General features: G+C 60.5%; 16 protein-coding genes and 6 pseudogenes. 15 read left to right on the top strand and 7 right to left on the bottom strand.

From position 1 onward, the window contains the following. The first annotated feature begins 19 nt into the window (after nt 1–19). The 4 genes and pseudogenes from ACVWW6_RS01130 to ACVWW6_RS01115 all read left to right on the top strand — a co-directional run. On the top strand, nt 20–292 hold the full coding sequence (locus ACVWW6_RS01130; RefSeq protein WP_456679954.1) for a DNA -binding domain-containing protein: 273 nt from the start codon (nt 20–22) through the stop codon (nt 290–292). 163 nt (nt 293–455) lie between these two features. Further along, entirely contained in the window at nt 456–650 is a 195-nt protein-coding gene (locus tag ACVWW6_RS01125) for a transcriptional regulator domain-containing protein (protein ID WP_456679953.1), read from the top strand. 46 nt (nt 651–696) lie between these two features. Then, nucleotides 697–1,236, top strand: a complete 540-nt coding sequence (locus ACVWW6_RS01120) for a DUF2285 domain-containing protein (RefSeq protein WP_456679952.1) — start codon at nt 697–699, stop codon at nt 1,234–1,236. Between the two features lie 320 nt (nt 1,237–1,556). After that, a pseudogene (locus tag ACVWW6_RS01115) lies at nt 1,557–2,068 on the top strand (transposase); the annotation flags it as partial. Nucleotides 2,069–2,486: 418 nt separating this feature from the next. Here the strand turns inward: ACVWW6_RS01115 and ACVWW6_RS01110 are convergent. After that, nucleotides 2,487–2,669, bottom strand: a complete 183-nt coding sequence (locus ACVWW6_RS01110; RefSeq protein WP_456679951.1) for a helix-turn-helix domain-containing protein — start codon at nt 2,667–2,669, stop codon at nt 2,487–2,489. A 78-nt stretch (nt 2,670–2,747) separates the two neighbouring features. Here ACVWW6_RS01110 and ACVWW6_RS01105 point away from each other — a divergent pair. Next, nucleotides 2,748–3,330 (top strand): annotated as a pseudogene (locus ACVWW6_RS01105) (IS630 family transposase); the annotation flags it as partial. Nucleotides 3,331–3,512: 182 nt separating this feature from the next. Continuing rightward, a complete protein-coding gene (locus ACVWW6_RS01100; RefSeq protein ID WP_456679950.1) occupies nt 3,513–4,541 on the top strand; it encodes an IS110 family RNA-guided transposase in 1,029 nt (342 codons plus the stop codon). A 1,056-nt stretch (nt 4,542–5,597) separates the two neighbouring features. On the opposite strand, the gene ACVWW6_RS01095 is transcribed toward ACVWW6_RS01100, so the two are convergent. Both ACVWW6_RS01095 and ACVWW6_RS01090 read right to left on the bottom strand, forming a co-directional pair. Next, nucleotides 5,598–6,995, bottom strand: a complete 1,398-nt coding sequence (locus ACVWW6_RS01095; RefSeq protein ID WP_456679949.1) for an MFS transporter — start codon at nt 6,993–6,995, stop codon at nt 5,598–5,600. Between the two features lie 836 nt (nt 6,996–7,831). Further along, nucleotides 7,832–8,212: a hypothetical protein gene (locus ACVWW6_RS01090; RefSeq protein WP_456679948.1), complete on the bottom strand. Its 381-nt coding sequence runs from the start codon at nt 8,210–8,212 to the stop codon at nt 7,832–7,834. 653 nt (nt 8,213–8,865) lie between these two features. On the opposite strand from ACVWW6_RS01090, the gene ACVWW6_RS01085 reads away from it, so the two are divergent. After that, nucleotides 8,866–9,117, top strand: coding sequence for a hypothetical protein (locus ACVWW6_RS01085; protein ID WP_456679947.1), 252 nt, complete (start codon nt 8,866–8,868; stop codon nt 9,115–9,117). Nucleotides 9,118–10,137: 1,020 nt separating this feature from the next. On the opposite strand, the pseudogene ACVWW6_RS01080 reads toward ACVWW6_RS01085, so the two are convergent. After that, a pseudogene (locus ACVWW6_RS01080) lies at nt 10,138–10,363 on the bottom strand (transposase); the annotation flags it as partial. Between the two features lie 131 nt (nt 10,364–10,494). Between ACVWW6_RS01080 and ACVWW6_RS01075 the strand changes: the two are divergent. Next, complete coding sequence (locus tag ACVWW6_RS01075; RefSeq protein ID WP_456679946.1) at nt 10,495–11,532, top strand: IS481 family transposase; 1,038 nt, start codon at nt 10,495–10,497, stop codon at nt 11,530–11,532. Nucleotides 11,533–11,845: 313 nt separating this feature from the next. Here ACVWW6_RS01075 and ACVWW6_RS01070 read toward each other — a convergent pair whose 3' ends face one another. Continuing rightward, nucleotides 11,846–12,517, bottom strand: a complete 672-nt coding sequence (locus tag ACVWW6_RS01070) for a gamma-glutamyl-gamma-aminobutyrate hydrolase family protein (protein ID WP_456679945.1) — start codon at nt 12,515–12,517, stop codon at nt 11,846–11,848. A 404-nt stretch (nt 12,518–12,921) separates the two neighbouring features. On the opposite strand from ACVWW6_RS01070, the pseudogene ACVWW6_RS01065 reads away from it, so the two are divergent. The 6 genes and pseudogenes from ACVWW6_RS01065 to ACVWW6_RS01040 all read left to right on the top strand — a co-directional run. Then, a pseudogene (locus ACVWW6_RS01065) lies at nt 12,922–13,341 on the top strand (helix-turn-helix domain-containing protein); the annotation flags it as partial. Nucleotides 13,342–13,425: 84 nt separating this feature from the next. After that, entirely contained in the window at nt 13,426–13,887 is a 462-nt protein-coding gene (tnpA, locus tag ACVWW6_RS01060) for an IS66-like element accessory protein TnpA (RefSeq protein WP_456679922.1), read from the top strand. Next, on the top strand, nt 13,884–14,237 hold the full coding sequence (gene tnpB, locus ACVWW6_RS01055) for an IS66 family insertion sequence element accessory protein TnpB (RefSeq protein WP_208089702.1): 354 nt from the start codon (nt 13,884–13,886) through the stop codon (nt 14,235–14,237). Before tnpA ends, tnpB begins: the two co-directional genes overlap by 4 nt. Before the next feature lie 50 nt (nt 14,238–14,287). After that, entirely contained in the window at nt 14,288–15,847 is a 1,560-nt protein-coding gene (gene tnpC, locus ACVWW6_RS01050) for an IS66 family transposase (protein ID WP_456679921.1), read from the top strand. A 29-nt stretch (nt 15,848–15,876) separates the two neighbouring features. Further along, entirely contained in the window at nt 15,877–16,467 is a 591-nt protein-coding gene (locus tag ACVWW6_RS01045) for a UPF0149 family protein (RefSeq protein ID WP_456679920.1), read from the top strand. Between the two features lie 32 nt (nt 16,468–16,499). Further along, a pseudogene (locus tag ACVWW6_RS01040) lies at nt 16,500–17,462 on the top strand (IS30 family transposase); the annotation flags it as partial. Here ACVWW6_RS01040 and ACVWW6_RS01035 read toward each other — a convergent pair. Continuing rightward, nucleotides 17,392–17,736 carry a DDE-type integrase/transposase/recombinase gene (locus ACVWW6_RS01035; RefSeq protein WP_456679944.1) on the bottom strand — a complete coding sequence of 115 codons (345 nt, stop codon included), beginning with the start codon at nt 17,734–17,736 and terminating at the stop codon, nt 17,392–17,394. The pseudogene ACVWW6_RS01040 and the gene ACVWW6_RS01035 sit on opposite strands and share 71 nt — an antisense overlap. A 130-nt stretch (nt 17,737–17,866) precedes the next feature. Here ACVWW6_RS01035 and ACVWW6_RS01030 point away from each other — a divergent pair. Beyond that, nucleotides 17,867–18,786 (top strand): annotated as a pseudogene (locus tag ACVWW6_RS01030) (IS3 family transposase); the annotation flags it as partial. A gap of 258 nt (nt 18,787–19,044) precedes the next feature. Here ACVWW6_RS01030 and ACVWW6_RS01025 read toward each other — a convergent pair. Next, complete coding sequence (locus tag ACVWW6_RS01025) at nt 19,045–20,067, bottom strand: IS110 family RNA-guided transposase (protein ID WP_456679943.1); 1,023 nt, start codon at nt 20,065–20,067, stop codon at nt 19,045–19,047. Nucleotides 20,068–20,105: the final 38 nt, after the last annotated feature.

Raw genomic sequence — 20,105 nt, 5'->3', positions numbered from 1 at the left:
TGGGTAGGAGTTTCAGGCAGTGCCAGCCGAGCCGAAGGTCGCGGAATCGGCGCCCAGCGTCGACGAGTTCACCTCATATGACAGGGAGCACGCTGTTGCCTACATGCGACTGCTTGATGCGGACGCTGACAAGGCAGATTGGCGCGAGATCGCGCGAATCGTGCTTGGGCTTGACCCAATCGTTGAACCGGATCGTGCGCGACGCACATTCGAAAGTCATCTGACTCGGGCCAAGTGGCTAGCGGGCCACGGCTATCGCGATCTGCTACGTAGCGGTTGGCCAAAACAATGATCGGCGCGGATGTCAGGGTCGCCGGAATGCGTCGCGATCGCAAAAGTTGATGATTCCATCGATTAAGTGCGTGCAAAGCCTGCACACGGAACCAAGCAACCGGAAAGCGCCACAATCATCGGATGCATTTAGCTGCATCTAAAGATTGTGCGGGAAAGGTACGATGCCGGATACTGACTGGAGATCTGAGGAAGCGTACAGCGGCCTTGAGAAGGCAGATGCTGCTGACTTGGCATGGGAGTGGCTGCGCCGGGATCGCGACTACCAAGAGGATTATAAGCGGTTATCGCGCCGCGAACGTTCAAACGCAGCGGCGGGCCACTTCCGCCGCAAGTGGGGGCTCTCGTTTTCCTGCTGACCCGCAAAAGACCTTCGACGAGCAAGGAGTCTTCTGGGCACCCGAGGTGCTGTCGACCGTACTGGCTGTGCGGGCGGCCACTTACATTGCGCCCAAAAGCTACCAGTTCGATTTCGAGAATCTGCCAGGCGGCGAGCTTCGTCGTGCGCCGGATGGATGGCATGCGATCGTGCCGCTTGGGGGCACGAGCCATCGCCTTTGGCTGTGCGAGCATCCGGCGAGTGCATCTGCTGTCATCGTTTATCTGCCGCTTGACGTGAATTTCGAGCTTCGCTTAGGGGCCGCGCGGCGACTTTGCCTCGCCCTCGAGCGTCGGCCGCTCGGAATGCCCCCTCTTGCTTTGCCTGCTTTGAAGCAGCGTCGGCTGATCCTTGCACTGCGCGCAGTGGATGGATGGCAGCAAGGAAATAGCTATCGCCAAATCGCGCAAGGTCTATTTGGAAGTCATAGTATCGCCGAGCGCGGCTGGAAGACAGACGATCTGCGCAGCCGAACCATTCGACTTGTTAAGCTCGGGCGACGACTCATGCGCCTTCGCTGCCGAGCATGGTTCGACAAAGACATCGGCAGGAATGACAGTTCATGAGCTGAGGCGCGACAAATAGCATCATCGCTGTTCTGTACAACAAATTCTTCCTCTAATGTCGCTCGCTTAGCTGTAGGATAAAGTGTTTGTGTTCCGATCTATCACTCCCGACCGCTTTGTTCAGATAGTCTCTCAAGTTGAGTGCTCTTGCCTGAATTGAGGCGCTACAACGAACTCTCGCAGACTGATTGAGGCATCCGGAGAGCACTTCAGGTGGGCTGCGCTAGCACCGAAGAACGAGCGATATCGGGATGCTCACTGCGATCCACCGCCTAGGCCCGATACGGCATGCCACTTGAGCGCGCGAGCCGAGTACGGCTTCCGCGCTGTGGAAGGAGTACTGACGACTGCACGATCTGGTGGTGAAGCTGGTCGCCGGTCAAGAGCTGTGTCGGCGCTTCCTGCAGATTCCGGGCGTCGGGCCGACCGTGGCCTTGAGCTTCATGACCGCCGTTGACGATCCGTCCCGATTTAGGCGCTTGCGCGATGTTGCGGCCTATTTCGGCCTGACCTCGCGGCGCGCAGTCCGGCACCTCGATCGACGCCCAGGGCCGGATCAGCAAGGCTGACGATGCCGATGTGCCCGCGCCCTGTACGAGGCGGCCAGCGCGCTTCTGACCCGCTACAAGGACAAGGTCAAAAGCTAGGGGGCGCTCGTCAAGCGCGCCTCCCATCGCAAGGCAACGATGGCGGTGGCGCGCAAACTCGCCGTGATCATGCATGCGGATGTGGGTCGATGGCCTTCCATTGCGACGATCCGGGCGCGCCGCAGGCCGACGTCAACGCGCGTGCGGCCGCGAAGGAACACAAGCTGCTCGGGACGCGCGCCTGAGGTCCAAAGTGCATTCCCGATCCTTTGAACCGGAGCTCCGCGATCTGCGGATGAGACCGGGTGCAGATCCAGGGCGACGGAACGCACGTTATCTTGCTTGTGGCCACGCCCCTCACGGCGCGATCAGACCACGCGCGAGTGCCTTTGATGTGGCTCCGTCACACCGGTGGAAAGATGCGCCGCGACGGCGTCCGCGCTGCCTCAGCAGCGATTTTGTGGCCGTCGATGAGCGCGCTAGAGTGCCCCACGCACTCGGACTCTCGCTGGTCGTGACGCTGCGTGGTGCCCATGCAAAGACCTTGTCTCAGCAAGAGAGGAAGCCAAAATGGGTGAGATGAAGCAGGTCAGACGACCGATTAAGAGAGCGAGATAAATGTGATCGTACTGCGCGCCCGCATGTGGTGGAGCAAAAACTCGGTTAAACCGTTGCGTCGTCCAGCCGCTCGATCAGATCGGCCCCCAGGTAGTCCCGCAGTACGGACAAATAGCGGCTCCCCGAGCTCTGTGTTGTTCCCAAAGTGGTGGCCGCCCGCGTGACGCTGCCTTCGCGTACAAAAGCGCGGATGGCATTTAGAGAAACTTCATCGTCTTGAGCCGCCATTGTCCGCTCCGTCGCCGGTATGAACATCCATCACATTATTCCATGTCCACAGCGGGAAGATTAGCCGTAAAAAAAGAGGCCACAGAGCAGGATCGCCCGGACGTCTTGAAGCGACGCGAGGCCTAGCCCGAGAGCCAGGGCAAGCTCGACCGGGGTCGGCTCGTCTTCATCGACGAGACCTGGGCATCGACCAACATGGCGCGAACACATGGCCGCTGCGAACGCGGCGAACGCCTGCGGGCCAGCGTCCTCACGGCCACTGGAACCTGCGTAGCCGCTCTAACCACACGCGGCATCATCGCCCCCTGGGTGCTCGATGGTCCCATCAACCGCGATGCCTTTGAGACCTATGTCGAAAAAGGTGCTCGTCTCCGAGCTTGCAGACCACGCCATCGTCATCATGGACAACCTCTCCAGCCACAAAGGGCCACGCATACGTGAGATGATTGAGGCGGCCGGCGCGACGCTCCTCTACCTTCCACCCTACAGCCCCGACTTCAGCCCGATCGAGAATGCCTTCGCCAAGCTCAAAGCAAATTTGCGAAAGGCCGCCGAACGCACCGTCGGTGGCCTCTGGGATGCCGTCGGGCGCATCATCGACACCTATACGCCCGCAGAATCCACAAACTACTTCGCCGCCGCAGGGCTACTTGCAACCTGATCGGCTAACGCTCTAATCCGGAAAACCGCGCTGTTTGCCGGTGCCGACGGCGGCGCCGAACAGTGGGCCATGATCGCCTCTGGTCGAAACGTGTAGACGATGACGTAATTGCGGTCGGCGCCCGCGGCACGAAGGTCCGCTATCTTCAAGCCTTCCCGCAATCTCACGAATCGGAGGAGGCTATGAAGCAATATGTTGGACTGGATGTCTCGCAAAAAGAAACGTCAGTATGTGTGGTCGACGAAGTAGGTCAGGTTTTGTTCGAGGGAAAGGCCAAGTCCGACCCCGGGGCGCTCACGGCACTGCTTCGCAAGCGAGCTCCGGACGCCGAGCGCATTGGTTTTGAGACCGGGGCGATGGCGAGTTGGCTGTGGCACGAGCTTCGTAGGGTCGATCTTCCAGTGGTCTGTATCGACGCTCGGCATGCGCACGCGGCTTTGTCAGTTCGTATGAACAAAAGCGATCAGAATGATGCTCGAGGTCTGGCCGAACTGGTACGGGTTGGCTGGTATCGGGAAGTCAAGGTCAAGAGCGAGGAAAGTCAGAAGATCCGCGCGACACTCGTGGTAAGATCCCGGCTTGTGGTCATTCGGCGAGATATCGAGAATCAGGTCCGCAGTCTCATCAAAGAATACGGCTTGCTGTTTCCACGTGCGATCGGACTGCAATTCCGTAATCAGGTTCGCGAGCTATTGGGCGAAGATCATCAGCTCCTAGGTGTGATCGCGCCGCTTCTGTCGATCCATGAGCAGATCTGCAAGCAACAAGGCAAGTTCGACACCGAAGTCCGCCAGTTGGCGAAGTCGGACGAGACGACGCGTCGCCTAATGACGGTTCCTGGTGTTGGCGTGGTGACTGCCTTGACGTTCCGCCATACGATCGATGATCCATCGCGCTTCCGATCGGCATCAAGCGTCGGCGCCTATCTGGGTCTTACACCGCGGCGCAGCCAGTCTGGCGAAACGGACGTCAATGGCAAGATATCCCGATGGGGCGACCGTCTACTCCGGACTTACCTCTTCGAGGCGGCGACCGTGCTGCTTTATCGGACGAAGAAATGGTCTTCTCTCAAGGCTTGGGGAACAAAGCTTGCCAAGCGAATTGGCATGAGAAAGGCAAAGGTCGCCATCGCCCGCAAGATCGCCGTCATCCTCCACTGTATCTGGGTCGACGGCACATCGTTCGATTGGGGGCAGGCGAAGGAAGCTTGATCCTATTTACCAGTTCCTAGTCCGGTTCGCCGGACTAGCGATGTCCCGCTGGGACGGTGGTTGTGGCGACCTCGTTCATTCGGCTGGTGGCGGCTCGACCGTACCCCGCTGCAGACGTTGAGGCGTCCGCCCCGGACATCATCATGAGGCGCTGCGCGACCTCGGAAAGGACCATGACCCCAGCTATGGCATTCGGCCCAACGACGCCAAACCGCAACCGGACTGGCATCAAGTCGCCATCCGCGCTCGCCCTGTCTACGCAATGGCGGGGCTCCGACAGGTCGAGCGCTACCGCCGTCAAGAAAGGAGAGACCACTTGACATCAAACTGCAATTAAAGGGCTGAATGACATCGATCCACTCGCCTACCTGACCGATGCCCTCGCCAACGGTGATTCAAAGAGCGACATCGATAGGTTGCTTCCGTGGGCTTAGCCGCCAAGACCTCAAAGCTGGTCTGCAATGGCCTTCAGCGGGGATCCCCGAAAGCTGCGATCGCAGTAGCAAGATCGCTTTTTTACCTGCAACATCAAAAAGCCTCCCTGAGTTTCTCGACTTTCATGGGGCCTTTGGCCGAGCAGGCCTTCGAGGTATCGAACTTACCGCGCGGCAGATTGCATGCAAGGGCGCCTCCCAGCCAGATTTTCCATCAAACCCATTCCTCCAGCTAGCGAGCCCCGTCGCGGCGACCACATCTTTATCGGCCGCACACCGCACGTTGCCCGTTCACTCATCAGCAGATTTCTTACGTCTCTCACCACGAGCAGCTTGCCAGGCCCCAACGTCTTCTCATCGCCTCCTAAAGTTGCAACAAAGTTCGGACCTGTAATGAATCCCGCTTTGATGGCAGGCCCAATCATACCGAGCGACAATGGCTCCTCTCGAAGCGCCCTTTCGCAATTGGCCCCAAGCTGGTCCGAAATGCGAGTCCCCAAGGATGTCCCGATTAAGCCTGAGAAAAGACCAAAGTTGAACTGGGCCATTATCCGGCGGTGGGAACGCCCATGCATCAGCTTTCCATGCTGCGTCCCCTAGAGGTTGCATAATCGTTTGAAGATTATCTTCGGGCGCGAGTCTGCTTGAAACGCCACAAATACCAAAGCGCCGGAACGAGGGCTCCTGTCATCATCATCGAGATAGCGGCTGACAGGCGGAACCCGTCGGAGATATTCCCTGCCTGAGCGAGTAGGCCGCCAACACCAGCAACACCAATCGCGCCGCCAAGTTGCCCTATTGCGCGGGACAGACCAGAAATCGCGCCTGCATACGGCTTCTCGACCATCGAGAGCAGAAGTGCGCTGGCTATTGGGGCTCCGATCCCGGTTCCCAACCCAATCAGCATCAGAAAGATCGCTGTGATCGGATATGGAATCTCTGGCGTGACGACGGTTAGCCCGGCACATCCCGCAAAGCGGATTGCTGCCCCCAGCACGATCAGGCCCCAGGATGAGAGCTTCCGTACGAGTCCGGCCGAGGCGAAGTTGCCTACGGCAACCATCAAGGCGAGTGGTAGGAGCGCAAAGCCGGTCTGCAGCGGTGTGAGGCCGATTGCCTGCAGAAAGTACAAGTTCAGAGCGAATAGCGTGCCGAGGAATACGGCTCCCCAGTCGAGCACCGTTACGCAAAGACACGAGAAGGAGAAACTTGAGAACAGAGACAGCGGCAGCATCGGGGCTCGTCTGTTTCGTTCGATCAAGATGAACGAAACCCCAGCGGCAAAACTCATTGCGATCCAAAGAAGCAACCATCGGCTGCCTAGCCCGCCGGAGGAGGCTTCACTGATTGCCATGACAAATCCTATGCAGGTTATCGCGGCAGTCGTTTGGCCGGGTAAGTCAAACTTCCGGCGCCGACGATGATCGTCGAAACCGTCTTCGACGCGTAGAGCGAGCCATAGACCTAGCACGCCGATGGGAACGTTGATGATGAAGATGCTCCGCCAATCAAACGCAGCCAAGAGCAGCCCGCCGACCAGCGGTCCCAGCACCAGAGCGGCGGCGCCCCAGCTCGACCAAAGGGCAATCGCTCGTGCGCGGCTGGCATCATCCTGGTTGACGCGAGTGATAAGAGATAGGGCGCAAGGTACAATGAAGGCCGCTCCGATGCCCTGCAGGGCGCGTCCGACGATCAGAACGGGGATGGAGCTCGCCAAACCACACATCAGCGATGTGACGGTGAAAACCGCGAGCCCAATCAGGTACGTTCTCCGAGCACCCAAGACATCCCCCAACGCGCCGCCAGACATCAGAAAACTGGCAAAGACAATAAAATAGGAATTCACGACCCAATGAAGACTAGCCATATCAACGTCCAGTCCTGCCGATATATCTTTGAGAGCAACATTCACCACGGACGTATCAAGAATAACCACGACATGACTTATGCTAGTTGCAACAAGCGTTCTCTTTGCGAGATCTTGGCGCTTCAGCGGGTGTTCGGTTGCATAATCAGGCATAGCATGTCGTGCTGGCCGTCTGCCGGACGGCCTCGGGCAGAACGGACAGTCCACGCTCCATCGTGGCCTCATCGATAGCTAATGGAGCCGTCACTTTGAGTACTCCATCTCGGCCCCACAAACCTCGGCAATCAATCCATCTCAAAAGCCTTTGCGGGGCCCACTCGGCAAACCGGAGTCGCATGAGCATTTAACTCCGTTATGGTCTAGCGACGGCCGGCGCATGAGAGCGGCTTCCTGCTGATCTCGCGCTGGAAGGAATGATTAGTCAAATGTCGACTACCGATGCCACCGCGATGAAAGCCAAATTGTTGCCACCGAATATGCCGTTGTGCTCGCTTGGCATCTTGAGGTTTATGAAGAGTAGGAAGCCCGATGCTGAGATTGATTCCGTCCAGTCGGCATATTGTTACGATCAGCATGCATCACTCCTACCCGTGAGTAAATGCCAGCAGACATTTCGAATGTCATATCAAGTACGATTTGGCACGATACCTCACTTCTGCATGATAGCCATTCTCGTCCGCCCTCACGGCAGGCTTCGGCAACTTGCCGCGGCGGCCACGCCCGGCGGTTCAAAAGAGACCGCCTGCTGCACCAGCATGAAAACTCTCTTCCGATCCTCCGCTGGCCGCAAAAACAATTGCCCGATGGTGACGGCGCAGGATGGCTCATTGTGATCGGCTGGTTACGCTTCCCGAATATGGCGGTATAGTCAGCCGACGCACTATCAGCGCAGTCAAACTTGCGTGCTACAGACCCCGTGTGAGATTGACCGGCCGATTTTCGGCAATCAATACTTCGCATGCGTGCGTCGTTTCGATCAACTGCCAACTTCAGTAGCTGACCGAAGCGACGCCTTTACTAGTAGACCCGATCGTAAGACTTTGCATGTCGCTCCAAATCGAGAAGCTATGTGGGAAGCTGTTGTCGAATGAGGGAGGCGGCGGTATCGATGCGAGTGTCAAGCCTGCCTGAACTGCTCGAAGAGATCGATACGTCGGCAGGAATAGAACAATGTGCTGCTTTGTCAGTTTGAGCACATCGATGGTCGACTGACTAACGTCCTCAGCGCTGATACGCTGCAGCTTCTGGCGCAGCCCGCGAAGGCCGAAGTTGAGACGTTTCTTGCCGAGGGTCGGATTTGATGCTGCCGGATCGACGTCCCTTGTCGGGCGATATTGTGAGGGCCCGGCGCGAACGATCCAGATTGGCATCGGCCCGCTGGAAGTCACGCGAGCAGAAGAGTCGCGACCGCGAGGGGAACAGCGATGCGGAGTGGATCCGCTTCAGTTGGATGATCCTTCGCTGCGGGCTCGGCAGGTGCGCTGCGGCTTATCTGATCTTGAAACATCCAAACGGACCGTATTTTTATTTTCAGTCTTTAGGCGGGCGCAGAAACGAGCAACTCCCAAGCATGTCCATCAGACTCCCCGCGTCCGCGATCACGGGACCACCCAGAACGCGGTAGCTGCTTCCGAAGGGGTAGGATGTCAGGTTTCCGCAGCGTCCTATACGGGTGAAATCCGCAATGCATCGCAAGCCCTGTTTAGTGGCCGACGAGGTTACCGCTCCAATCGGATAACAGAGGTCAATGGTCATGGAAGGATCGCGAGCACGACTTCGGACCGTATCTCTGGGCTATGGTTTCGATAGCTAGCTCGGAGAAGCGAGCTGCCCGCATGCTCCTTGCCCGGTATCTGCGAGTCCGACACTTTCAGCTATTCGTGTGCTAATTACCTTGCAAATTTGACCTCATCAGCGTCAATTTTGGACACCGATCCCTCGGGCCTAGGCAGGGCATCTCATGTGTTGCGCCGGTCGACGATATGGATTCTGAAGACGACACTCGATTCGCGCGAGGCGCCGTATGCGCAAGATCCGCAATACTTTAAGCACGATGTCGGCCCAAGCGCACCCGACGCGCTGCGGATATCTTCGTCATTGCAGTGGCCACGATCCTTTGTGGGGGGAGGGGGCGGCGGACATGGAGGTCTTCGCACAAGGAAAAGCGGTTGCGGCAATTCCTTCGGGAGCATGGAGTTCCAGCAACGACATGATCAGCCGCGTGCTAACCCGCTCGATCCGCTGGCATTCAAGCAAGCCTTCCGATGCTTTATAGCGCCTTCGCCTGGCCAAGGGACCAAGCTCACCGCTGTCGTGCGGTCCACGGCAAGGAGGCGCGAGGCGCCTAAGGGCAAGGCCTCAGCGCCACGCCGATGCCCATCGTCAATGTCTTCGCCACCGAAGCGCGGATGGTACTTGCTGGGCGCATGGCGCCGAGCCGTAACGAGGCCCCAAGGGGGCTGGAAGAATTCAGATGCTCTTGCTCGAAGTTGCATCGCTGCGGTAATTGCAATCGCCCCTTCACCAACAAGAGCTCGCACGCGACGCTCACGTCGTCCTGGCCCTTTAGGAAAATTATTAGGTTGCTTGCGGAGGTCGAGCGCTGCTTTGGAGCTCGGGCAAGCGCATTGTGGGCGCAAGAGCTCGAGCCAAGCACCTACGATTGATCGAATCCAGGGGCTACCGTCATCCGCGACAGATGCCTGGGGATGGCAAACCGCTTTCCCCCAAGTGGCGGCTATCGGTAGCATCACCTCGCGCCGGCGCCTGCATGGCGCCCCACGTAAACTGGCCGGGCGGTACTACGTTTTGTCCAGGTACATGCCTGCAAAGCGATCGAAGGTTTTCGGCTGCAACTGCATCGAGAACTAGTTGCGCTGGGGGCTCGATTTCGTCTTGAGCGAGCACGCCTGCCGAACCAGAATCAACAGCGGTCCGGAGAACTTTGCCGCTCTCCGCGGGACGCGAACAATCTCATTCACGTCCACCCAGCCGGCATCTCCGTACACCAAAAAGTCAAGCGCGCAGGATGGGAAGATGCCTCCTGCTCCAACTTATCAGCCACATCGATAGCTCTGTCGGCTTAGTGGCAATATTGCCAGCCGAATGACACCGAGAGCTTTGGAGTTAGAACGCAACTGCTATTCTCGCGACGAAGGCATGGACCTTTAAGAAGCGCTGCCGATGCCACGCCAGTAAGAGCTTTGGGTTGAGCTGGCGCCTGTTCGGAGACCGAAGGACAGTCCTTCTGCATGTGTCGGAGCGGCCAGTACAGTGCCGCTCAGAGCGCCGAGCGCTAAAGCGCGATGGCATCAAGTTCGATAGCCTGAATTTTGAGGTAGTTGGCGCATTCATCGGAGTGAAGGCATCGAGTGCTTGGCCGATTGCGGCGCAGAGCGCGTCGACGGTTCGCGCGGCAGCTTTGCGGAGCAGGGCTTGAGCTTGGCAAAGACATGTTCGATCGGGTTCAGGTCGGGCGAGTATTTTGGCGGGAAGAATAACTTGCCGCCGACGGAGCGGATGAGCTGTAGAAGTTTCGACTTAATCTGACGGCAAGGTTTGAACTGGCAGGGAATGGAGCTGCGGGCGAGCAGGAGCGCTCACCCAAAGGGCGCTCCCGCGCAGCCCGCAGCGTCTCACAGGAGACGTTACCATGACCCAGGAACAGAAGGTCATTCGCGCGAAAGTCGGCATGCTGGAATTGGCCAAGCAGCTCGGCAACGTCAGCCAGGCTTGCCGGATGATGGGCTATAGCCGCGACAGCTTCTACCGGTTCAAGGAACTGTACGACAAGGGCGGCGAGCTGGCGCTGATTGAGATCAGCCGCAAGAAACCGGTCCTGAAGAACCGTGTCGCGCCGGAGGTCGAGGCAGCCGTCGTTGAGCTGGCGATCGACCAGCCGGCCTGGGGTCAGGTGCGGGTCAGCAATGAGCTCAGGAGCCGCGGCCTGTCGATCTCCCCGTTCGGGGTGCGGGCGGTGTGGCTGCGTCACGACCTCGCCAACGTCAAGAAGCGGCTGACTGCGCTGGAGGCCAAGATGGCCCAGGACGGCCTGGTGCTGACCGAGGCCCAGCTCGTTGCGTTGGAAAGGGCCAAGTCCGAGAAGGAGGCGCACGGCGAGTTCGAGAGCGAGTGCCCCGGCTATTGCGGTGCGCAGGACACCTTCTATGTCGGCAACATGAAGGGGGTCGGGCGGATCTATCAGCAGACCTTCATTGACACCTACAGCAAGGTGGCGTTCGCCAAGCTGTATGATCGCAAGACGCCGATCACGGCGGCTGAACTGTTGAATGATCGCGTGGTGCCGTTTTTCGATGCGCGGGGCATCCCACTGAACCGGATCCTGACCGACCGCGGCACCGAGTATTGCGGCAATCCGGAGCATCACGAATACGAGCTCTACCTCGCCGTCGAAGACATCGATCACACCCGCACCAAGACCAGGAGCCCACAGACCAACGGCATTGTTGAGCGCTTCCACCGCACCGCGCTCGAGGAGTTCTATCGCGTCGTGTTCCGCAAGAAGATCTATCCGAGCATCACTGCCTTGCAGAGCGATCTCGATGAGTGGATCGCTGCCTACAATGAGGTGCGCCCGCATCAGGGGCGCTGGTGCTACGGCAAGACGCCGATGCAAACCTTGCTTGACGCAAGTGCTCTGTCGAGAGAGAAATTGTTGCCGGCTGCGTGAGGTCGGACATGAAACCTTTGTCGGACACCTGCCGCGACAAAGCACTCACTGTCAGCTCAAGTCCCTTCTTTTACAGATGAGCTGCGAACTACTTTGCTCCTGTGGCTGCCGAGGTGCAAGACGACGATATCGCCGCGTCGAAGGATGGGCTCAAGGACCTTCTCGACGTAAGTGCCAAAGCTCCAAAGCTCACGCCATCGATCGGCCTTTCGACGAACCATGGCGCATCGATTTGATCATGACGCAAAGCTGAAGGTCATGGTCCTCCAGCGGCCGTGGGAAACCTTGGGCGAAGTCTGCTCCCGCGCGGCACTTATCCCCGCAAGGGCGCCATATCGGTCCCCGTCCAGGTCTCGTCGATGAAGACCTGCCGCTCAACTTCGACGCGGCCTTCATACCTCGTCCGCTGGATTCCCGACCGCGCCACGCCGGGGCAATCCCGCTGGCCCGCCACGCTTTTTTTAAGCTGAGCTTCTCGGCGTGCACAAAATCCCACACTGAATGGTAGTCGACCTTCAGCCACGTCCGGCAAGCTCGGCAACGAGCCCCTGTAATGTGAATTTGCCGTCCTTGATCCATTGCGACAGCCAAACCGCTTATTCTCCGAAAGCCGCCTTCGGCTTGTGACCTCTTCCGAAGCGGTCGTCAAGCCGATTGACGGCCCATCTCCAGAACTGTGATCCTCCAGAAAGTTGAAAACACCTGGGCCAAGCACCGTATCGCCTGTCATCAAGCTTGGCGGACCGAGCATCGCCTTGTCCAAGTGATATTTCCTCCCTGCGCCTACGAAACATCCCCATACCAACCCATCAAGTTTGTCGAGGCCGTACTCTGGATGCCACTGCACGCCTTTAGCAACATTCCTGCCAACGGCTTCGATCGCTTCAATCACGCCGTAGGGTGCAACAGCAATAGTCCTATACGCCTCGGATGGCAGTACCGCCTGCTGATGACTGCTGTTACAGGATAGCCGTCTGAACTGCACCCCTGATGTGAGACTGGTAATCAGGGAGAGGAGCCGAGCGCCTGGGCGGCTGGGCGGGTTGATGGGTTACGGCCGCGATGCGGGGCTGCTGCGCAGCAGCCCCGCATCGTAGTAAATTTGCTTCGAACTCGGCAGGCGGCCGTAGGCCAGAGCCGAGTGCGGCCGTTAGCTATTGTACCGCTGATTGCATTTCTGGCATGCTGCGCTTCGCGGTAAGTCTGGCCGTTGACGCTCCTCCTGTTTGAGGTCTTCATGAGCTCTCCGCCTTGGCATTGTCATGAGGATTGCCGACCCGGCTCATGCTCGGGGCAAGGTCGTGCCGCTGAAGCAGGTCCGTGTAGTCGCCGCAGGCGTACTGGGCGGATCCAAGCGGTCGTCGCAACACCTGAACGAAGGAGGTTGCGATGAGCGTTCGAAAGCGACGATCACACCGTTCTGGACGAGCGCCGTTGCCGTCACCGGGACGACCGCCGGTAGCGGGGCGATCTGCACTCCAGCGATTCTGGTTGGGGATCGCGCAGGGGATGACCAGCGAGGATGCTGCATTGGCGGCTGGTATGTCGCAGCCTGTCGGAACCAGATTGTTCCGACAGGCGGGCGGCATGGCACCAGCGATGTTCAGATCTTCGACCAAGCCGCCGTCCGGGCGGTACCTCTCGTTTGCGGAACGTGAGGAGATTGCACTTCTTCGCGTTCAGGGCCATTCGAGACACGAGATCGGACGCCGACTTGGCCGATCCGCCTCGACCATCTCCCGTGAGCTACGACGCAATGCCGCGACGCGCAGTGGCGGCCTGGAGTATCGTGCGTCGACAGCCCAATGGTAACCGGCATGAGGCCCCCACCTAGCCACCCCTCGGCTTGCGCGCGATACAGCCTGGCATGAGCTGATCGGTGGAGGTGGAACGATGGCAAATGCCATGCTTGATGCCAGGCAGGAAGATGACTCCTATCGTCGCGTCGAGGTGATCACTGGGGAGCGCCGACGGCGTCGGTGGACGGGCGAGGAGAAGGCCCGGATCGTGGCGGAGAGCTTTGGGGAGAGTGCGAACATCTCCGAGGTTGCGCGGCGCAATGGCGTTTCGCGGGGGCTGCTTACGGTGTGGCGACGCCAAGTTGCGGCGGCGGTGGCGGGCAAGGCGCCGAGCTTCGTGCCAATCCAAATTGGTGCCGAGAGCGGTAGCGGGACAGCCGGCGAGCCCGAGCGTATTTCGCGGCTACAGACGAAGCCTTTGGAGATCGCCGCGCCGCCGGCCAAGGTTTGCGGGGTTGTCGAGATCGAGGTGAACGGGGCGCGCATCCGGGTCGAGCCGGGCGTGAAGCTGGCGACGCTGTCGACCGTGCTGGCGGCGCTTCGGGGCATCCGGTGATTGCGCTACGCTCTGACCTCAAGGTGGTGCTGGCGACACAGCCGGTCGATTTCCGCAAGTCGGTGCATACGCTGTCGGCATTGGTGAGCGAAGCGCTGCGGGCGAACCCGTATTGTGGCGACGTCTTCGTGTTCCGCAGCAAACGCATGGACAGGGTGAAGCTTCTGGCGTGGGACGGCAGCGGCATGGTGCTGGTGACGAAGTGGTTGCACCAGGGGCACTTCACCTGGCCGCCGATCCGCGACGGCGTGGTGCATCTCAGTGCGACGCAGCTCGCGATGCTGCTCGACGGACTCGAGTGGACGCGCGTCTCACCCAAGCCTGTGAAGCAGCCGGCCGTTGTCGGCTGAGAGGAGAGGATTTCGCTGGAGCCTGTGGCGCGCGGATGTATGGTCCGTTCATGGCGATTCGCCCGGACGTTCTCCCGACTGATCCAGCCGCTCTAACCGAGATGGTGCTCGCGCTTGACGCCGAGAACGAGAAGCTGCGTGTTGCGATGCAGACGCTCAAGGAGATGATCTTCGGGAAGCGCTCGGAACGGCTTGCCACGCTCGTGGCCGAGCAACTTGCGCTTGAGCTTGACGATCTTGAGACCAGTGTCACGCCGCCTGCAGCTGCCAACGACGATGTGTCTGCGGCGAAGCCGGCCGATAAGCCGCGCAAGAAGGCGCGCCGCAACATCGGCGCGTTGCCCAAGCATCTGCCGCGCTGTGAGCAGGTCCTGGAGCCGGAGGTGACGGCCTGCCCGTGCTGCCAAGGCCAGCTTCACAAGATCGGCGAGGACGTCAGCGAGGTGTTGGACGTGATCCCGGCGATCCTGCGCGTGCTGCGCACGATCCGTCCCAAATACGGCTGCCGCGGCTGCACTGATGGCGTGGTCCAGGCGAAAGTGCTGCCGCGCCTGATTGAAGGCGGCATGGCGTCGACGGCCCTCGTGACCCACGTGGTGGTCTCGAAGTTCGCCTGGTATTTGCCGCTGTACCGGCAGGTTCAGATCCTGGCCGGCCAGGGCATCCATCTTGACCGCGCGACACTCGCCGGTTGGGTCAAACGTGCCGCCTGGTGGCTCAGGAGCCTTTATGAGCTGCAGCTGCGGATGATTCAGGCCGCGCCGCGCGTGTTCTGCGATGAGACGCCGATGCCGGTGCTCGATCCCGGACGACATCGCCCCCGCATCTGCCAGTTCTGGGCGCATGCTATGGATGACCAGCCATGGGGTGGCCCCTCGCCGCCGGCGGTTGCCTACGTATTCGCCGACGGCCGTGGCACCAAGGAGATCGCCCGACAGTTGACGGGCTTTTCCGGCATTCTGCAGGTGGACGGTTATGCCGCCTACAAGGCGCTGGCCCGCGGTCATGGCGGCGCGATCCAGCTCGCCTTTTGTCTCGCCCATGCCCGACGCAAATTCGTCGAGGTGTACAAGACCACCCAGTCGCCATTCGCGCGCGAGGTGATTGAACGGCTGCAGGCGGTCTATGCGATCGAGGCAGTGATCCGCGGCAGTAGTGCGGAGCAGCGGCTGGCCGCCCGCCGCACCAGGAGCGCACCCTTGATGGCGGCGCTCAATGCGCGACTGACCGAGATCGTCGGCCAGCTGTTCTCCCAATCGAAGCTGACAGAGGCGATCAACTATGCGCTCAATCACTGGGACGGACTGACGCTGTTTCTCCGCGACGGCCGCGTCGAGGTCGACTCCAACACAGTCGAGCGTTCCATGCGCCCGATTGCCATGGGAAGACGCAACTCCTTGTTCAGCGGCAGCGAAGGCGGCGCCGAGAGCTGGGCCATCCTGGCGTCGATCGTGAACACCGCAAAGCTCCATGAGCTCGATCCGCAGGCCTATCTGACCGACGTGCTGGAGCGCATCGTCTCCGGGCGAACCAAGAGCCATCAACTGCACGAGTTGCTTGCCTGGCACTGGAAGGCGGCGCGCCAGCGCACCGCACAGGCCGCTGCGTGAGCCCACGTCGCCATAAAGCATCGTCATCGATGGCCGCCGCCGCGATGCCACTTGCGGAACTCGAGCGATGGCTGCAGGCTCGCGTCGATCAGCATCCTGCCGCCACCAATCTCCCCATGCTCGACGGCTACGTCGCCGCAATCGTGGCCGGACCGGTGTCGATGAGCCCACTCGACTGGATCTGCCCGCTGCTCGCCATCGATGCCGATGCCTTCAACCACGGCGGCACCCCGGAGTTTGCAGCCATATCGGCCGTCGCGCTGCGCCACAATGACATCAGCAACACCCTCTCGACCGCACCCGACAGGTTCGCGCCGATGCACCGGCGCAAACCCAGTGGAGACGTCGATCCGCGACCATGGTGCCAAGGCTTCTATGCCGCGATGCGGCTCAAGCTATCGGCGTGGGCGCCGTTGCTGGACGCCAGCAACGTCAATCGCGGCCTACTTCTGCCCATCCTGCTGCACTGTCGCGACGATCAGGGCCGTCCGCTGCTTGGACCACCACGAAGCGGTCGCGAGACCAAGAACTTTCTGCGTAACGCCCACGCCGATATTCCGGCGGCGGTCGAGGCCTTGCGGCAATACTGGATGCCGATCCGCTACGCCCGCGCTCGCTGATCACCGCGCACGTGGGAGCTCATACCGGTTACGCCCAATGGCACGCCGAGCGATCGGCCCGTCGACCCAAACCGACCAAGCTTGCGCTCAACACAGCCTTGCGCACTTATGTGGAGCAGCGACTGGCCGGCGTCGTCACGACCCCGAGTGGCGCTGCCGTTCCTGGTCCCGCCGTTCTGTGGAAGGGCCGCCGGCATGGCCCCCGAAAGGATCGGCGATGGGCCAGGGCTTGGAGCCCGGAGCAGATTGCCCGACGCTTGCCGATCGACTTCCCGGACGACAAGACGATGCGCATCAGCCACGAAGCCATCTATCAAGCCCTCTTCGTTCAGGGTCGGGGAGCGCTACGCCGCGAACTGTCGGCCTGCTTGCGAACGGGGCGCGTGTTGCGGGTCCCCAGGGCGCGCGTACGCAGGCGAGGCAAGAGCTTTGTCTCGCCGGAGATCATGATCAGTCAACGCCCCGCCGAAGCGGCCGATCGCGCGGTGCCGGGTCACTGGGAGGGAGACCTCATCCTTGGTCTTGGCAGCTCGGCGATCGGCACGCTGGTTGAGCGTACGACACGCTTCACGATGTTGCTGCATCTTCCCCGGCTTGCGGGGCATGGCGAAGCTCCGCGCATGAAGAATGGGCCTGCTCTTGCAGGACACGGAGCTGAAGCGGTGCGCGACGCGATTACACGCACCATCATCAGCTTGCCCGAAGAGCTGCGTCGTTCGCTGACCTGGGATCAGGGAGCCGAAATGGCTCAGCACGATCGTCTTAAGATCGACGCGGGTGTCCAAGTCTACTTCTGCGATCCGCAAAGCCCGTGGCAGCGTGGCACAAACGAGAACACAAATGGGCTGCTGCGTCAGTACTTCCCGAAAGGCACCGACCTGAGCGTCCACAGCGCCGACGAGCTCGCTGCCGTGGCAGCGGCCCTCAATGCCCGGCCGAGAAAAACCCTGGGTTGGAAAACGCCGGCAGAGGCGCTTGACGAGTTGCTGTCGTGAGTGAACACAATCGGTGTTGCGACGACCGATTGGATCCGCCCTGGATACCGCGATCGGAGTGGTGGATCAGGTTGCCGGGCGGCGGCTGGCGCGCCGCCAGCGCCAGCGAGAGCGCGGCGACCGCTAGACGCGCCTCCAGGTGCGTCTCCAGAGCCCAGCCGACCACACGCCGGCTGAAGGCGTCGAACATGATGGCGAGATAGGCGTACTCCGCCTGCAGGCGGATGTGGGTGATGTCCGCCACCCAGAGCTGGTCGAGGCCATCAGGCACCATGCCGCGGGCCAGGTTGGCACCACGCGCCAGGGGGGCGCGAGTCTGTCGGCACAGGCACGAACCGCCGTGACCTTGCCCCACGGGCTTAATCCAGTTTGAAGTTCGTTCTGGCCACAACAAGGACTAGAGCATGAAGCGCAGCCGCTTTTCGGAAGAGCAGATCATCGGGATTTTGAAGGAGCATGAGGCCGGCGTGTCGGTTGCCGATCTGTGCCGCAAGCATGGCGTCAGCGACGCCAGCATCTACAAATGGAAGGCGAAGTTCGGTGGGCTGGAGGTGTCGGAGGCCAAACGGCTGAAGACCCTGGAGGACGAGAACACACGGCTGAAGCGCCTTTTGGCCTACGCCATGCTGGACAACGCCGTCTTGAAGGATCTCGTGGGAAAGAAATGGTGACGCCCGCGGCCAAGCGGAAAGCTGTCGCCCATCTCCGAGGCGCGTTCGGGATGAGCGAACGGCGAGCGTGTAAAGCCATCGGCTGCTGCCGCATGACCATGAGATACCAGACCACCCGGGCGGATGAAGCCGGCCTTCGCCAGCGCATGCGGGCAATCGCCCAGGAACGTCGTCGTTTCGGCTATCGGCGCCTGCATGTGCTGCTCAAGCGGGAGGGCTATCTGGTCAACCACAAGAAGCTATTCCGGCTGTACCGGGAAGAGAGGCTCGCGGTGCGCCGCCGTGGCGGCCGCAAGCGGGCGATCGGGACCCGGGCGCCGATGATGGTGCCGATGGCGCCGAACGACCGCTGGTCGCTCGACTTCGTGTCGGATCAGCTCACCGATGGCCGCCGTTTCCGTATCCTCACCGTCGTCGATGATTGCACCCGCGAGTGCCTGGCGCTGGTGGCCGACACCTCACTCTCCGGCACCCGCGTGGCGCGGGAGCTGGACCGGCTGATGATCGAGCGCGGCAAGCCGAAGATGGTGGTCAGCGACAACGGCAGCGAGCTCACCAGCAACGCCATCCTGACGTGGGCCGATCAGAGCCGCGTCGCGTGGCATTACATCGCGCCGGGCAAGCCCATGCAGAATGCCTTCATCGAGAGCTTCATGTATAGACGGCCCCGCGGGTGCAAGAGGTTTTTACAGCATTTTGGATATCGGTCGGGTGCGTTCATGTATACGGCCTGTTAGTGCGACCGATGCCATGGCCGCTGGCCCTGATGGAGATCGCGGATCGAGGCCTCATCAACGGGTCGCGCTTGTTGCGCTTAAAGCTCTTCGGGCTTGCTCGATCCCCAGCTCCGCCGGTGTCCATCATGCTGTCATTTGCCCTCACACCATAAGGTGGCCAACATACGCGGAAAGTCAGGCCGCGAGCTTTGACCGATAGAATTCTCCGGTCGTCATCATCGCCCAGACGATCCGGGCCAACTTGTTGGCAACGGCGACGGCGACGACCATGGGCCGACGCCGTTCAAGCAGGGCTTCGATCCAGCCGCCTCCAACCCGGGAGCGTGCCTTTGGGTACCGAACGACGTTACCTGCTCCGATGACAAGCAAGTGCCTGAGATAGGAATCGCCCTGTTTCGTAATCCGGCCGAGCCGATCCTTCCCGCCAGTGGAATTCTGCTTAGGCGTCAGGCCAAGCCAGGCTGCGAACTCCCGCCCGGAGCGGAACATGGTCGCGTCCGGTACGGTCGCGGCGAGAGCCGTGGCCGTTATGGGACCGATCCCGGGAATCGAGGACAGCAACTTCGCCATCGGATTTACTCGCTGGATCTGAGCTAGCTCGCGCTCGATGGCCTCGACCTGCCGGTCCAATTCCTTCAGTTGGTTCATAAGAACGGCCAGTGCGATGCGGGCATGGGCCGGCAGCGTCAACCCCTCGTCATCCAACAAGTCCACCAGACCATCCACCCGTTGCCGGCCTTGCCCGACAATAATTCCGAACTCAGCAAAGTGAGCCCGAATGGCGCAGGCTGTCATGGTTCGCTGGCGGACCAGCAAGCCTCTTGCACGATGAAGCATCAAGAACCCTTGGTTCTCGACGCTCTTGATTGGAACGAACCGCATATTTGGACGGGTGACGGCTTCGCAGATCGCGGCCGCGTCAGCGGCGTCATTCTTGGCTCCTCTTCGTACGTAGGGTTTGACATAGGCCGGCGGAATCAATCTTACATCGTGTCCAAACTGCCGAATCTCCCGCGCCCAGTGATGAGCGGTCGCGCAAGCCTCGATGCCGACCAAGCAAGGTGCGAGCGAGGAGAAGAACGACATGATCTCGCCTCGCCGGAGGCGCTGGCGACTGGTCACTTGGCCTTGGCTGTCAACTGCATGGATGTGAAACACGTGCTTCGAAATGTCCAATCCAATTGTCGCGACTTTCATAGGGAATAGCTCCTGTTAGCGGGTCCGTACATCGCCAG

It is taken from the genome of Bradyrhizobium sp. USDA 3311 (genome assembly GCF_054062495.1).
The sequence above is the reverse complement of the archived record's forward strand: the minus strand, read 5'-3'. Positions and strand labels throughout refer to the sequence as shown.

Coding starts and splice junctions, on each gene's coding strand:
- ACVWW6_RS01125 (WP_456679953.1), top strand. CDS start 456: ATGCCGGATACTGACTGGAGATCTGAGGAAGCGTACAGCGGCCTTGAG.
- ACVWW6_RS01110 (WP_456679951.1), bottom strand. CDS start 2,669: ATGGCGGCTCAAGACGATGAAGTTTCTCTAAATGCCATCCGCGCTTTT.
- ACVWW6_RS01100 (WP_456679950.1), top strand. CDS start 3,513: ATGAAGCAATATGTTGGACTGGATGTCTCGCAAAAAGAAACGTCAGTA.
- ACVWW6_RS01095 (WP_456679949.1), bottom strand. CDS start 6,995: ATGCCTGATTATGCAACCGAACACCCGCTGAAGCGCCAAGATCTCGCA.
- ACVWW6_RS01090 (WP_456679948.1), bottom strand. CDS start 8,212: ATGCCAATCTGGATCGTTCGCGCCGGGCCCTCACAATATCGCCCGACA.
- ACVWW6_RS01085 (WP_456679947.1), top strand. CDS start 8,866: ATGCGCAAGATCCGCAATACTTTAAGCACGATGTCGGCCCAAGCGCAC.
- ACVWW6_RS01075 (WP_456679946.1), top strand. CDS start 10,495: ATGACCCAGGAACAGAAGGTCATTCGCGCGAAAGTCGGCATGCTGGAA.
- tnpA (WP_456679922.1), top strand. CDS start 13,426: ATGGCAAATGCCATGCTTGATGCCAGGCAGGAAGATGACTCCTATCGT.
- tnpC (WP_456679921.1), top strand. CDS start 14,288: ATGGCGATTCGCCCGGACGTTCTCCCGACTGATCCAGCCGCTCTAACC.
- ACVWW6_RS01045 (WP_456679920.1), top strand. CDS start 15,877: ATGGCCGCCGCCGCGATGCCACTTGCGGAACTCGAGCGATGGCTGCAG.
- ACVWW6_RS01035 (WP_456679944.1), bottom strand. CDS start 17,736: ATGGTGCCTGATGGCCTCGACCAGCTCTGGGTGGCGGACATCACCCAC.
- ACVWW6_RS01025 (WP_456679943.1), bottom strand. CDS start 20,067: ATGAAAGTCGCGACAATTGGATTGGACATTTCGAAGCACGTGTTTCAC.